This is a genomic window from Cupriavidus taiwanensis LMG 19424, from assembly GCF_000069785.1.
Taxonomy (GTDB): Bacteria; Pseudomonadota; Gammaproteobacteria; order Burkholderiales; family Burkholderiaceae; genus Cupriavidus; species Cupriavidus taiwanensis.
Genome location: NC_010530.1, coordinates 1,618,732 through 1,632,937, shown reverse-complemented (window position 1 = coordinate 1,632,937; position 14,206 = coordinate 1,618,732). Strand labels below are relative to the sequence as shown.

Below are 14,206 nucleotides of genomic sequence, written 5' to 3'. Positions count from 1 at the left end.
AAAAGGCAGTTGGCCTTTATGCCATACGGATACTGAAAATCACGGGCTTTATGCGCAATTGCGATAGATGGCGAGGCTCTGTTGCGTCGCATCGTCGATATTTCACCGCATAGCGCCAAACTCCTCTTGCTCTCTTCTGATATATCACATACCGTATGTCATCAGAGACTACAAATAGCGGAAGAGGAGACCCTTCGCAATGGAAACCAAAGCCCTGCAAGGAGTGCGCATCCTGGACATGACCCACGTCCAGGCAGGCCCCTCGGCGACGCAGTTGATGGCGTGGCTGGGCGCGGACGTGATCAAGGTGGAGATGCCGGGACGCGGCGACATTACGCGCAGCCAGCTGCGCGACGTGCCGAACGCCGACAGCCTGTACTTCACCATGCTCAACTCGAACAAGCGCAGCCTGACGCTGAACATGAAGACGCCCGAAGGCAAGGCGCTGCTCGAGGACCTGATCCAGCGCAGCGACGTGCTGATCGAGAACTTCGGTCCCGGCGTGCTGGCGCGCGCAGGCTTCGACTGGGACCACATGCAGGACCTGAACCCGCGCCTGGTCTATGCCTCGATCAAGGGCTTCGGCCCGGGCCCGTACGCAGACTGCAAGGCCTACGAGAACGTGGCGCAGTGCATGGGCGGCTCGGCTTCGACCACCGGCGAGGCCGACGGCGTGCCCACGGTGACGGGCGCCCAGATCGGCGACTCGGGCACGGGCGTGCATGCCGTGGTCGGCATCCTGGCCGCGCTGCTGCATCGCGAGCACACCGGCCGCGGCCAGCGTGTGGAAGTGGCGATGCAGGACGCGGTGCTGAACCTGTGCCGGGTCAAGCTGCGCGACCAGCAGCGCCTGGCCAACGGTCCGCTGCGCGAATATCCCAACCAGGAATTCGGCGACCACGTGCCGCGCGCGGGCAACGCCTCGGGCGGCGGGCAGCCGGGCGCAGCGCTGCGCTGCGCGCCAGGCGGCCCTAACGACTATGTCTACGTCATCATCCAGCCGCAGGGCTGGGAACCGCTGATGCGCCTGTGCGGGCGCGAGGACCTGATCACCAACCCGGACTACGCCACGCCGGAAGCGCGGCTGAAGCACCTGGCCGACTGCTTCGCCGTGATCGAGAAATGGACGCGCGGCATCAGCAAGTTCGAGGTGATGGCCGCCCTCAACGAGGTCGATGTGCCGTGCGGCCCGATCCTGTCGATGAAGGACCTGATCGAGGACGAGTCGCTGTACCAGCGCGGCTACCTGGTCGAGCTGGAGCATCCGCAGCGCGGCAACTACGTGCAGCTGGGCTGCCCGATCACGCTGTCGGCCTCGCCGGTGCAGGTGGAACGCTCGCCGCTGCTGGGCGAGCACACCGAGGAGATCCTCGAGTGGCTCGGCCGCACCCCGGCGCAGATCGCCGCGATGAAGCTGGCCGGCGCGGTATGAGCGCATGAGCCCGGCCTGATGTCATTCCCGCGCGTGCGGGAATGACCAGCGGCGGCCGCGCGCCGTCATGCCTACCCTCTTTTCCGAAGATCCCTGAACCGACTATCGGCGCAGGCGGGGCCTCGCTTTGCCCGCGCAAGGAGCATGCTGTGCAAACCTGGATTCGTTTCCGCCGTGCCGACGGCAGCATCGGCCATGGCCGCCTCGATGAGGCCGACCCCAACCGCGTCGTCGAATATGACGGCGACGGCTTCGACAATCCCCGTCCGACCGGCGCCGTGCATGACCGCGCCGCACTGACCGTGATCGCGCCATGCGCGCCAGGCAAGGTGGTGGCGCTGTGGAACAACTTCCACGCGCTCGCGCGCAAGCTGGAGAAGCCGGTGCCGACGCACCCGCTGTTCCTGATCAAGCCAGCGTCGTCGCTGGCCGGACCCAATGATGCCGTGCAGCGACCCAAGAGCTATGACGGCAAGATCGTCTACGAGGGCGAGCTCGGCATCGTTATCGGCAAGAAGGCGCGCAACGTGACGGTGGCCGAGGCTGGCGCGCATATCTTCGGCTACACCATCGTCAACGACGTGACCGCGGCCGAACTGATCACGGCCGACCCCAATTTCCCGCAATGGACCCGCGCCAAGGGCTTCGACACCTTCGGCTGCATCGGCCCGGCCATCGTCACGGGCTTCGACTGGAAAGCCGCCAGCGTGGTCACGCGGCTGGACGGGGTGGAGCGGCAGAACTATCCGCTGTCGGACATGATCTTCTCGCCCGAGGAACAGGTCAGCCGCATCTCGCAGGACCTGACGCTGATGCCTGGTGACGTGATTGCCGTCGGCACCTCGCTGGGCGTGGGTTCGATGAAGGACGGCGCCGTGGTCGAGGTGTCGATCGCCGGCATCGGTTCGCTGGTCAACCACGTGCGCGGCTGAGCCGGCGCCCCATTCCTTTCCTGAAACGGTGAATGCCATGCCAATGACGATCGGAGTGCCGCGCGAGGTCCACCCTGGCGAGCGGCGCGTTGCCGCCACCCCCGACTCGGTCAGGGAACTGCTCAAGCTCGGCTACCAGGTGGTGGTGGAGACCGGCGCGGGCCAGGAGGCTTCGTTCTCGGATGACGACTACCGCGCCGCGGGCGCGGCCATCGTCGACGCGGCGAGCCTGTGGGCCTCGGTGGATGTGGTGGTCAAGGTGCGCCCGCCGCAGGTCCATCCCAGCCTGGGGGTGGAAGAGGCGGCGCTGCTGAAGAAGCACGCCACGCTGATCGGCTTTGTCTGGCCGGCTCAGCAGATGCCGATGCTGGAACGGCTGGCGCAGCGCGGTGCCACGGTGCTGGCGATGGACTGCGTGCCGCGCATCTCGCGCGCGCAGAAGCTGGATGCGCTCAGCTCGATGGCGAACATGGCCGGCTACCGCGCGGTGATCGAAGCCGCCCATGCCTTCGGCCGGCCCTTTGCCGGGCAGATCACCGCTGCCGGCAAGATTCCGCCGGCGCGGGTGCTGGTGATCGGCGCGGGCGTGGCGGGGCTGGCTGCGATCGGCGCGGCGCGCAGCCTGGGGGCGGTAGTGCGCGCTTTCGATACGCGGCCGGTGGTGCGCCAGCAGATCGAGAGCCTTGGCGCTGAATTCCTCACCGTCGAGATCGAAGAAGACGGCAGCGGCAGCGGCGGATACGCCAAGGAGATGAGCACCGCCTTCATCGAAGCGGAGATGCGCCTCTTTGCCGAGCAGGCGCGCGAGGTCGACATCATCATCACCACCGCGCTGATCCCGGGCAAGCCGGCACCCAGGCTGCTCGAGGCCGGCACCGTCGCGCTGATGCGCGCCGGCAGCGTGGTGGTGGACCTGGCCGCCGAGCAGGGCGGCAACTGCGTGCTGACCGTGCCCGGCGAAAGCGTGCGCCGCGACGGCGTCACCATCATCGGCTATACCGACCTGCCCAGCCGCATGGCGGCGCAGGCGAGCCAGCTCTATGGCACCAATATCCGCCACCTGCTGAGCGAGCTGACGCCCGGCAAGGACGGCCAGCTGGTGGTGGACATGGACGACGAGATGATTCGCGGCGCGACCGTGCTGCACCAGGGCGCGGTGACGTGGCCGCCGCCGCCGCTGACGGTGGCGGTACCGCAGCAGCAGGTGCCGGCGGAGGTCCCGGTGCCGTCCGAGGTCGAGCCGCCGCGCAGCCGCACCGGCACGACGGTGGTTGCCCTGGCACTGGCCGCCGCTGCGCTGCTGGGACTGGGGGCGGTCGCGCCACCCGACTTCATGGCGCATTTCACGGTGTTCGTGCTGGCGATCTTCGTCGGCTACCAGGTGGTGTGGAACGTCACCGCGGCGCTGCACACGCCGCTGATGAGCGTGACCAATGCCATCAGCGGGATCATCGTGGTGGGGGCGCTGGTGCAGCTGGGCAAGCCGTCGCTGCTGACGGCGGTGATCGCGGGCTGCGCGGTGCTGGTGGCCACCATCAATATCGCCGGGGGGTTCCTGGTGACGCAGCGCATGCTGAAGATGTTCCAGCGCGACTAAGGCCAGGGAGAGAACCATGCCATCCGGAATCAGCAATATCGCTTACCTCGCCGCCAGCGCGCTGTTCATCCTCAGCCTGAGCGGACTGAGCCATCCCGCCACCGCGCGGCGCGGCAACATGCTCGGCATCGCCGGCATGGTGATCGCGGTCCTGACCACGGTGCTGGCTGGCAGTCCCGACGGCATCGCCATCATCATCGTGGCGATGGTGGTGGGCGGCATCGCCGGGGCCATGCTGGCCAAACGCGTCGAGATGACGCAGATGCCGCAGCTGGTGGCGGTGCTGCACAGCTTCGTCGGCCTGGCCGCGGTGCTGGTCGGCTATGCCAACTACCTGGAGCCGACCACGCTTGGCGGCGTCGAGAAGGCGATCCATGAGGTCGAGACCTACCTCGGCATCCTGATCGGCGCGGTCACCTTCACCGGGTCGATCATCGCCTTCCTCAAGCTGCAGGGCACCATGGGCGGCAAGCCGATGCTGCTGCCGGGGCGGCATGTGCTCAACGCCGGCGCGCTGCTGGTGTGCGTGTGGCTGGGCTATGCCTTCCTCAGCGCGCCGGATCCGCAGCAGGGGCTGGTGCCGCTGGCCGCGATGACGGTGATCGCGCTGCTGGTCGGGGCGCACCTGGTGCTGGCCATCGGCGGCGCAGACATGCCGGTGGTGGTGTCGATGCTCAACAGCTACTCCGGCTGGGCGGCGGCGGCGACCGGCTTCATGCTCGGCAACGACCTGCTGATCATCACCGGCGCGCTGGTGGGGTCGAGCGGCGCCATCCTCAGCTACATCATGTGCAAGGCGATGAACCGCAAGTTCCTGTCGGTGATCCTGGGCGGCTTCGGCGCGGTGCAGGCGCAGGGCGCGGCGGCCGAGCAGGGCGAGGTGCTGCCGGTGTCGAGCGAGGAAGTCAGCAGCCTGCTGAAGGACGCGAACGAGGTCATCATCGTGCCGGGGTACGGCATGGCGGTGGCGCAGGCGCAGGGCACCATCAGCGAGATCGCGCGGCGCCTGCGGGCGCAGGGCGTCAACGTGCGCTTCGGCATCCACCCTGTGGCTGGCCGCCTGCCGGGCCACATGAACGTGCTGCTGGCCGAGGCGCGCGTGCCGTACGACATCGTGCTGGAAATGGAAGAGATCAACGACGACTTCGAGAAGGCCGACGTGGTGCTGGTGGTCGGCGCCAACGACATCGTCAACCCGGGGGCGCTGGAAGACCCCGCCAGCCCGATTGCCGGCATGCCGGTGCTGGAGGTGTGGAAGGCCAAGACCGTGGTGGTGTCCAAGCGCAGCATGGCGGCGGGCTACGCGGGCGTGGACAACCCGCTGTTCTACAAGGACAACACGCGCATGTGGTTTGGCGATGCCAAGGGCAGTGTCGACGCCTTGCTGCGGCAGCTGGAGGAAGCGCCGGCCTGAGTGCCTGTCCGAGCCGCGTATCGGTGCTCCCAGGCCACCGCGGTCCGCTTCGGGCGGACCGCGGTGGCTTGTTGCGTTCCGGCACCCTGGTTCGGCGCGCCGGCCCATTCATGCCAGTTCCGCTTTATATAAAGGCTTGTGAATAGAAACGATAAAAAACTTTAAGACTAGTCAAATTAAGCTTCAGGTAGCATCAATCCACGACTTCACGTGCCGCAATGCCAGGCGCCGGTCCAACTGCGAGCAGGGCAATCCACAAAGCCCTGATGCGCCCGCCAGGGCGCAATCAAGAACGTATCAGGAGACAACACAGATGGCGCATTGGGAAGCATCGGCCCCCGCCGGTCGCGATGACGTGGACGGCCGCGGGCTGCGGAACCGCTGGATCCAGCTGGCAATCGGTGTGGTGTGCATGGGGTTGGTGGCGAATTTGCAGTACGGCTGGACGCTGTTCGTCTCACCGATGGACGCCCGGCATCACTGGGGCGCGTCCGCGATCCAGGTGGCATTTTCGATTTTCATCGTGACCGAGACCTGGCTGGTGCCGCTGGAAGGCTGGCTGGTCGACAAGTTCGGGCCGCGCCCGGTGGTGGCGGGCGGGGCGATCTGCGCCGGGCTGGCGTGGGTGATGAACGCGTATGCGACCACGCTGCCGGAGCTGTATGTGGCCGCCGTGATCGCGGGCATTGGCGCGGGCGGCGTCTACGGAACCTGCGTCGGCAACGCGCTGAAGTGGTTCCCGGACAAGCGCGGCCTGGCGGCCGGCCTGACCGCGGCCGGCTTTGGGGCGGGGGCGGCGATTACCGTGATTCCGATCGCCAACATGATCCAGAGCGCGGGCTATGAAAAGGCTTTCCTGTTCTTCGGCATCCTGCAAGGAATCAGTATCTTCGTGCTGGCGCTGCTGCTGGTGAAGCCCACGCCGCCCAAGGGCGCGGTGGCGGCGAAGGCGGTGCTGACCAACCCGGTGGAATACACGCCGGGGCAGATGGTGAAGACACCGGTGTTCTGGCTGATCTACGCCAGCTTTGTCGCGGTGGCGGCGGGCGGCATCATGGCGACGGCGCAACTGGGGCCGATCGCCAAGGACTACGGCTTTGCCTCGATGCCCGTGACGCTGCTAGGGCTGACCTTGCCGCTGCTGACGATGACGCTGTCGATCGACAACCTGTGCAACGGCTTCACCCGGCCGCTGTGCGGATTTCTGTCGGACCGGTTCGGCCGCGAAAACACGATGTTCGTCATCTTCATCGGCGAGGGCCTGGCGCTGCTGGGGCTGATGCAGCTGGGGCACAACCCGTACTGGTTCATGTTCTTCGCTGCGTTGACGTTCCTGTTCTGGGGCGAGATTTTCTCGATCTTCCCGGCGCTGTGCGCCGACACCTTCGGCAGCAAGTTCGCCGCGGCCAACGCCGGCACGCTATACACCGCGAAGGGCACCGCGGCGATGCTGGTGCCGCTGGCGTCCGTCCTGTCGGCGCGGGGCGGCTGGGAAGCGGTATTCACGGTGGCGGCGGTGGTGACGATCGCGGCAGGCCTGTCTGCAAAGCTGGTGCTGGCCCCGATGCGCAAACGGTTCATCACGGGCCAATCGGCTGCAACCATGCCGGAGGAAGGCCTGATCGCGAACGCCTCGGCGAGGCGTGGGGAATAGGCAGGCATTGCCGTGCCCTGGTGACGCTTGAAGGTGACGTTGCCGGGGCCCGGGATTCAACCAGGCCGCAAACGTTGTTAGCTCGCTCGGGTTTATCCGGGCGTCAAAGTGCGCTAAAACGTTGTATGTAATATATCTGGCGTGGCGACTCGCTTGAAAACTGCGCTGGTCGGGGAGGTCTCGTCTGTGCGAATTGGGAATAAATCGCGCGGATGTTTGACTGATCGTGCAGGTTTGCCGGCAGATCGGCCCAGGTTTGCTGCGGTGCACTGACGAAAGTTTGCCGCGAAGCAGGAAAATAGCTTGCCGTTCTCTGATATATCACATACCGTATGTCATCAAGACCGGTCGAACCAGCCGGCAACTGACTGAAGCAGGGCACAGTCCCCGCGCACCACGTACACCAGTCCAAAAAGGAGACCAAGCATGTCGGAAGTCGTAGCGAAGCGGGCCCAGAGCACACCCGCGGCAGCCTGAGTCAGAAAAATTCCCACCCCAGTCAATTTGCATAGAAGGAAGCAACCATGGCAGAAGTCGGAAACGAGCTGCAGCGTCACGCCGCGGAAGCCCATCAGGCACAAACCGATGGGTTTCATCTGGTCATCGACGCGCTGAAGCTGAACGGCATCGAAAACATCTACGGCCTGCCCGGCATTCCGGTCACCGATCTGGCCCGTCTGGCGCAGGCCAACGGCATGCGTGTCATCAGCTTCCGCCACGAGCAGAATGCCGGCAACGCCGCGGCGATTGCGGGCTTTCTCACGCAGAAGCCGGGCGTCTGCCTGACCGTCTCTGCCCCCGGGTTCCTCAACGGGCTGACCGCGCTGGCGCATGCGACCACCAACTGCTTCCCGATGATCCTGATCAGCGGCTCGAGCGAGCGCGAGATCGTCGACCTGCAGCAGGGTGACTACGAAGAGATGGACCAGTTGGCCATCGCCCGTCCGCACGCCAAGGCGGCGTTCCGTGTGCTGCATGCCGAGGACATCGGCGTCGGCGTCGCGCGTGCGATTCGCGCCGCCGTGTCGGGCCGCCCGGGCGGTGTGTACCTCGACCTGCCGGCCAAGCTGCTGGGGCAGTCGCTGGAAGCGGAGAAGGGCAAGCAGTCGCTGATCAAGGTGGTGGACCCGGCCCCGCGCCAGCTGCCCGCACCGGACTCGGTCGACCGCGCCATCGCGCTGCTGAAGAGCGCCAGGCGCCCGCTGATCCTGCTGGGCAAGGGTGCCGCGTACGCCCGCGCCGATGCCGATATCCGCGCGCTGGTCGAGAAGACCGGCATTCCGTACCTGCCGATGTCGATGGCCAAGGGCCTGCTGCCCGATACGCATCCGCAATCGGCCTCGGCCGCGCGCTCGTATGTGCTGGCGGAAGCCGACGTGGTGATGCTGGTCGGCGCGCGCCTGAACTGGCTGCTGTCGCACGGCAAGGGCAAGACCTGGGGCGGCCCGAAGCAGTTCATCCAGATCGACATCGCGCCGACCGAGATGGACAGCAACGTCGCCATCGCCGCGCCAGTCGTCGGGGACATTGGCTCTTGCGTGTCGGCGATCCTCGGCAAGATCGGCAGCGACTTTGCGCGGCCGGACGCCGCGTGGCTGAACGCGGTGGCCGAGCGCAAGGACAAGAACCTGGCGAAGATGGCCGAGACCCTGGACAAGTCCAGGAACGCCGCGCCGATGAACTTCCACGGCGCGCTGAGCGTGCTCAAGGATGTGGTCAAGGCCAACCCGGGCATCTCGTTCGTCAACGAAGGCGCCAACACGCTGGACTATGCCCGTGCCGTGATCGACATGTATGAGCCGCGCAAGCGCCTGGACGTGGGTACCTGGGGCGTGATGGGCGTAGGCATGGGGTATGCGGTGGCCGCGGCGGTCGAGACCGGCAAGCCGGTGCTGGCGCTGTGCGGTGACAGTGCCTTCGGCTTCTCGGGCATGGAAGTCGAGACCATCTGCCGCTACAACCTGCCGGTCTGCATCGTCATCTTCAACAACAACGGCGTCTACAAGGGCATCGACGTGAACCCGACCGGCGGCAAGGACCCGGCGGTCACGACCTTCGTGCCGGGCGCGCGCTACGACAAGATGATGGAAGCCTTCGGCGGCGTCGGTGCCAACGTGACCACGCCGGCGGAACTCGAGGCCGCGGTGAACGAAGCGCTGCGCTCGGGCAAGCCGACGCTGGTCAACGCCGTCATCGATCCGGCGGCCGGCACCGAAAGCGGCCGCCTGACCAACCTGAATCCGCAAAGCTCGGCCAAGAAGTAACCCAACCGAATTTCACCCCCTAATCCAATAGGAGACGAACGTGAACCTCCCACTCAACGGCATCAAGATCATCGACTTCACGCACGTCCAGGCGGGTCCCGCCTGCACCCAGCTGCTGGCGTGGTTCGGCGCCGACGTGATCAAGGTCGAGCGTCCCGGTTCCGGCGACGTGACGCGCACCCAGCTGCGCGACATCCCGGATGTCGACGCGCTGTACTTCACCATGCTCAACAGCAACAAGCGCTCGCTCACGCTGGACACCAAGAAGCCGGAAGGCAAGAAGATCCTGGAGCAGCTGATCCGCGAGTCGGATGTGCTGGTCGAGAACTTCGGCCCGGGCGCGCTGGACCGCATGGGCTTCTCGTGGGAGCGCATCAACGAACTGAACCCGAAGATGATCGTGGCTTCGGTCAAGGGCTTCAGCGACGGCCACCACTATGAAGACCTGAAGGTCTACGAGAACGTGGCGCAATGCGCCGGCGGCGCGGCCTCGACCACCGGCTTCTGGGACGGCCCGCCGACGGTGTCCGCCGCGGCGCTGGGCGATTCCAACACCGGCATGCACCTGGCCATCGGCATCCTGACCGCGCTGATCGGCCGCGACAAGACCGGCAAGGGCCAGAAGGTGGCGGTGTCGATGCAGGATGCGGTGCTGAACCTGTGCCGCGTCAAGCTGCGCGACCAGCAGCGCCTGGATCGCCTGGGCTACCTGGAAGAGTATCCGCAGTACCCGCACGGCACCTTCAGCGACGTGGTGCCGCGCGGCGGCAATGCGGGCGGCGGCGGCCAGCCGGGCTGGGTGCTGAAGTGCAAGGGCTGGGAGACCGACCCCAACGCCTATATCTACTTCACCATCCAGGGCCATGCCTGGGAGCCGATCTGCAAGGCGCTGGGCAAGCCGGAATGGATCGACGATCCCAACTACGCCACCGCCAAGGCGCGCCAGCCGCACATCTTCGACATCTTCAACACCATCGAGGAATGGCTGGCCGACAAGACCAAGTACGAGGCGGTCGACATCCTGCGCAAGTTCGACATCCCTTGTGCGCCGGTGCTGTCGATGAAGGAAATCGCCGCCGATCCGTCGCTGCGTGCCAGCGGCAGCATCACCGAGGTGCCGCACAAGGAGCGCGGCAGCTACCTGACGGTGGGCAGCCCGATCAAGTTCTCCGACCTGAAGCCGGAGATCACCGGGTCGCCGCTGCTGGGCGAGCATAGCGAAGAGGTGCTGGCCGGCCTGGGCTATGGCGCGGACGACATCAAGCGCCTGCGCGAGTCCCAGGTGATCTGACGCCGCCCGCCGGCACCCGTGCCGGCGCCGACGCCGGGGCCGCGCGCACAGCGGGCTCCGGCGTTTTTGCTTGTGGCGCCGCGATGTGGCACGCTACCTTGATGGCACCGGCGGACCCCAGGCCGCTGCCGTTTGCAGATGACGAGAGGGAATCCCCATGACAGAGCAGATCGACTACGCGCAACTGGTGTCCGCCATCGGCGACGCCATCATCATCTCCGACGCCAAGGGCGCCATCACGCTGTGGAATCCCGCGGCCGAGCGCATGTTCGGCTTCACCCAGGCAGAGGCGATGGGCCAGTCGCTGGACCTGATCATCCCCGAGCGCCTGCGCGGGCGGCACTGGGAAGGCTATGACAAGACCATGGCCACCGGCATCACGCGCTACGGCCATGACCTGCTCAAGGTGCCGGCGGTCGGCAAGGACGGCAAGGCGATGTCGATCGCCTTCACCGTGTCGCTGCTCAAGGACGCCGCCGGCACCATCACCGGCATTGTGGCGGTGATCCGCGACGAGACCGCGCGCTTCCAGGAAGAGCGGGCGCTGAAGAAGCGGCTGGTGGAACTGGAGAGCCAGGTCAAAGAGCAGGCCTGAGGCGCATGCTGCCGGAGTGACCCCTGGACACCGCTGCGCGGTGCGCTTGCGCGGCCCGGCCTGCTGGTCAGCGGCGAGACGCCTTCGCCGCACAACAGGCGCGCGGAGGCCCCGGATACGGTCTTCGTCGGTGCGCTGGGCGCGGTAGGTTGCAACGATTTTCCGCACGCGCTGGCGCACGGCGCGCCGGCGCGTAAAGCTTGCAAGCCGGCATGGCTGGCGCAGCGCCGGAATTACCACGCAGGCACCGCGTGCGCCGCAGCGAGCGCATGGCCAGCTTTGCCGCGCAGGAACGATCCTTGCGCCGCGCCAAGTCTGCCGGCACCGCGGTGGTCCGGCCCATCGGGAGAATGGCGATGGATCGAGACGGCTGGTTCTGGCGGCGCTGGCGCTGTCATCCCGTGCGCATGACAGTGGGCCTGTTCATCGTTGCGGCGGGCGCCGCGTCCATGCTGGCGCGGCTGCTGCCGCCCCCGGTGTAGCGCCGCCAGCCGTGCGCTGATGCCTCCCGACTGACCCTGCCGACTGATGCCTCCCGAACTCGCCGCCGCGCCGCCGGCCTACGCGTGGCGCGACTTCGCGCGCTTTGCCGGACCCGGCTACCTGGTCGCGGTCGGCTATATGGATCCCGGCAACTGGGCCACCGATCTTGCCGGCGGCTCGGCCTATGGCTATCGCCTGCTGTGGGTGGTGGCGATGGCCAGCGCCATGGCCATGCTGCTGCAAGTCATGGCCAGCCGCCTCGGCCTGGTCAGCGGGCTGGACCTGGCGCAGGCGTGCCGGCGGCATGCGTCGCCGCTGTCGGCGTGGTCGCAATGGGTGCTGTGCGAAGTGGCGATCTGCGCCGCCGACCTGGCCGAGGTGATCGGCACCGCAATTGCGCTGAACCTGCTGTTCGGACTGCCGCTGCCCTGGGGCGTGGCGCTGACCGTGCTCGATGTGCTGCTGGTGCTGGTGCTGCAGCAGCGGGGCTATCGGCGGCTGGAGGTCTTCGTCATCAGCATGGTGGTGCTGGTGCTGGGCTGCTTCCTGCTGATGCTGGCGCTGGCGCAGCCCGCGTGGCCTGACCTGGCGGCCGGCCTGGTGCCGCGCATGGCCGTGCTCGGCGACGCCGGCGCGCTGTATATCGCCACCGGCATCATTGGCGCCACGGTGATGCCGCACAACCTGTACCTGCACTCCGCCGTGGTCAAGACGCGCCTGCCGCACGCGGACCGGCAGGGCACCGAACGCGCGCTGCGCTATATCGCCTTCGATACGGTCACGGCGCTGGCGGTTGCGTTCGTCATCAACAGTGCGATCCTGGTCACCGCCGCCGGCGTGTTCCATGCGGCCGGACGCACCGACGTCGCGGAAATCCAGGACGCGTATCGCCTGCTCAGTCCGCTCACTGGCGCCACCTGGGCCAGCGTGGTGTTCGGCGTCGCGCTGCTGGCGTCGGGGCAGTGCTCGGCCGTGACCGCCACGCTGGCCGGGCAGGTGGTGATGGAAGGGTTTATCCGCACGCGGCTGCCGCCGTGGGCACGCCGCCTGCTGACGCGCTGCGTGGCGATCGTCCCCGCGCTGGTGGTGGCCATTCTCTTTGCCGAGCGCGGCATGGCGCAACTGCTGCTGGTCAGCCAGGTGATCCTGAGCCTGCAGCTGCCGTTCGCGGCGATCCCGCTGCTGCGCTTTACCAGCGACCGCAGGCTGATGGGCCGCTACGCCAATTCGCGCACGGTGTTCGTGCTGGCCACGCTGGCCGTCGGCATCATCGTCGCCATGAACGTGGCGATGGTGGTGATGACGCTGACGGCGTGGCGACCGTAGTGCCCGTAGTGCACCTGCAGTGGGCCCTGTATCGGCCTGTATCGGGCCAGTATCGGGCCCGACCCGCCGCGCATGTCAGGGCTGAGGGTTCTGCTGCGGGTCGTCGGCTTCGGCCTCGCCTGATCCCAGTTCGGCGCCGGTCAGCGGATCGCTCTGCGGATCGGAGGCGGCGCGCATTGCGAACGCTTCCAGCGTGCCCTGCTGCTCGGCGGGCAGGTCGACCTGGGCGGTGCCGTCGCCGCCATCCACCGCGGGCGTCGGGCTTTCGACAAAGACGAAGCTGCGGTCCGCATTCCATGGCCCGCGCATCGCCTCGCCCTGCGACATCTTGAAGTAGACGTTGGCGAACTGCGGATCGCCCGGCGTCTTGCCCGGCGGGAAGCTGGGCGTGATCGAATACAGCGCCTTCTCGAACGACTTCTGGTGCGAGATCTCGCGCGTCATCAGGAAGCCAAGGGCCTCTTGCACGCTGGGGTCGTCGGTCACGTTCATCAACCGCTCGTAAATGATCTTGGCGCGCGCTTCGGCCGCGATGTTGGAGCGCAGGTCGGCCGTGGGCTCGCCGATCGTGTCGACATAGGCGGCCGTCCACGGCACGCCCGCGGAATTGACCAGCGCCGGTCCGCCGCCGAACAGCACCTGCGTCACGTGGCTGTCGTTGCCGGCGCCTTGCAGCGAGCGGTAAAGCTCGGCTTCCCGGTCCAGGCCCTCAGCCAGTTCACCCTTGGCGCCGCGGTTGAGCATGGCGATGATCGAGCCGATCACCTCCAGGTGGCTCAGTTCCTCCGTGGCGATATCGAGCAGCATGTCCTTGCGGCCGGGATCTTCCTCGGCCAGGGCCTGCGTGAAGTAGCGGCATGCCGCGGCCAGCTCGCCTTGCGGGCCGCCGAACTGCTCCAGCAGCAGATTCGCCAGGCCAGGGTCGGGACGCGATACGCGCACGGTGTATTGCAGTCGCTTGTTGTGCATGAACATGGTGGTCTCTCCGGTTGAGGTGGCGGGAGGCGTGCCGCCGCGGTTGAGGCAGGCGGTGTGGAGCAACGACGGCCCGGCCGGGCGCTCGCCGCCGCAACGATCATGCCCGGCAGCCGGAGATCCAGGGCACACGGTGGCGTGGAGCTTGCACGGCTGGTGCAGCGCGTTGGCGGGCGCAACGCGAAGGCCCGCCCGGGCGCGGCGGAAACGGTAAAAGCGGGAGAGCCGTGTGGAATTTACTGG

11 protein-coding genes are annotated in these 14,206 nt (G+C 67.0%); 10 read left to right on the top strand and 1 reads right to left on the bottom strand.

What is annotated here, in order from left to right; all coding sequences use genetic code 11:
• Positions 1-199 precede the first annotated feature (199 nt).
• The 10 genes from frc (RALTA_RS22925) (at position 200) to RALTA_RS22880 (ending at position 12,988) form a co-directional block, all read left to right on the top strand.
• Complete coding sequence (gene frc / locus RALTA_RS22925; protein WP_012356328.1) at positions 200-1,432, top strand: formyl-CoA transferase; 1,233 nt, start codon at positions 200-202, stop codon at positions 1,430-1,432.
• A 149-nt stretch (positions 1,433-1,581) separates the two neighbouring features.
• Positions 1,582-2,364, top strand: coding sequence for a fumarylacetoacetate hydrolase family protein (locus RALTA_RS22920; RefSeq protein WP_012356327.1), 783 nt, complete (start codon positions 1,582-1,584; stop codon positions 2,362-2,364).
• Positions 2,365-2,401: 37 nt separating this feature from the next.
• On the top strand, positions 2,402-3,961 hold the full coding sequence (locus RALTA_RS22915) for a Re/Si-specific NAD(P)(+) transhydrogenase subunit alpha (RefSeq protein WP_012356326.1): 1,560 nt from the start codon (positions 2,402-2,404) through the stop codon (positions 3,959-3,961).
• Between the two features lie 16 nt (positions 3,962-3,977).
• Entirely contained in the window at positions 3,978-5,375 is a 1,398-nt protein-coding gene (pntB, locus tag RALTA_RS22910) for a Re/Si-specific NAD(P)(+) transhydrogenase subunit beta (protein WP_012356325.1), read from the top strand.
• Positions 5,376-5,688: 313 nt separating this feature from the next.
• Positions 5,689-7,029: an oxalate/formate MFS antiporter gene (gene oxlT / locus RALTA_RS22905; protein ID WP_012356324.1), complete on the top strand. Its 1,341-nt coding sequence runs from the start codon at positions 5,689-5,691 to the stop codon at positions 7,027-7,029.
• 524 nt (positions 7,030-7,553) lie between these two features.
• A complete protein-coding gene (oxc, locus tag RALTA_RS22900) occupies positions 7,554-9,293 on the top strand; it encodes an oxalyl-CoA decarboxylase (RefSeq protein WP_012356323.1) in 1,740 nt (579 codons plus the stop codon).
• Positions 9,294-9,333: 40 nt separating this feature from the next.
• Positions 9,334-10,584, top strand: coding sequence for a formyl-CoA transferase (gene frc, locus RALTA_RS22895; protein WP_012356322.1), 1,251 nt, complete (start codon positions 9,334-9,336; stop codon positions 10,582-10,584).
• 157 nt (positions 10,585-10,741) lie between these two features.
• Positions 10,742-11,179, top strand: a complete 438-nt coding sequence (locus RALTA_RS22890) for a PAS domain-containing protein (protein WP_012356321.1) — start codon at positions 10,742-10,744, stop codon at positions 11,177-11,179.
• Positions 11,180-11,448: 269 nt separating this feature from the next.
• Positions 11,449-11,661 carry a hypothetical protein gene (locus RALTA_RS22885; RefSeq protein ID WP_147310681.1) on the top strand — a complete coding sequence of 71 codons (213 nt, stop codon included), beginning with the start codon at positions 11,449-11,451 and terminating at the stop codon, positions 11,659-11,661.
• A gap of 46 nt (positions 11,662-11,707) precedes the next feature.
• Positions 11,708-12,988 (top strand): Nramp family divalent metal transporter, encoded by a 1,281-nt coding sequence (locus RALTA_RS22880; RefSeq protein WP_012356319.1) that lies wholly within the window; start codon positions 11,708-11,710, stop codon positions 12,986-12,988.
• 75 nt (positions 12,989-13,063) lie between these two features.
• Here RALTA_RS22880 and RALTA_RS22875 read toward each other — a convergent pair whose 3' ends face one another.
• Positions 13,064-13,963: a manganese catalase family protein gene (locus RALTA_RS22875; protein WP_012356318.1), complete on the bottom strand. Its 900-nt coding sequence runs from the start codon at positions 13,961-13,963 to the stop codon at positions 13,064-13,066.
• Positions 13,964-14,206: the final 243 nt, after the last annotated feature.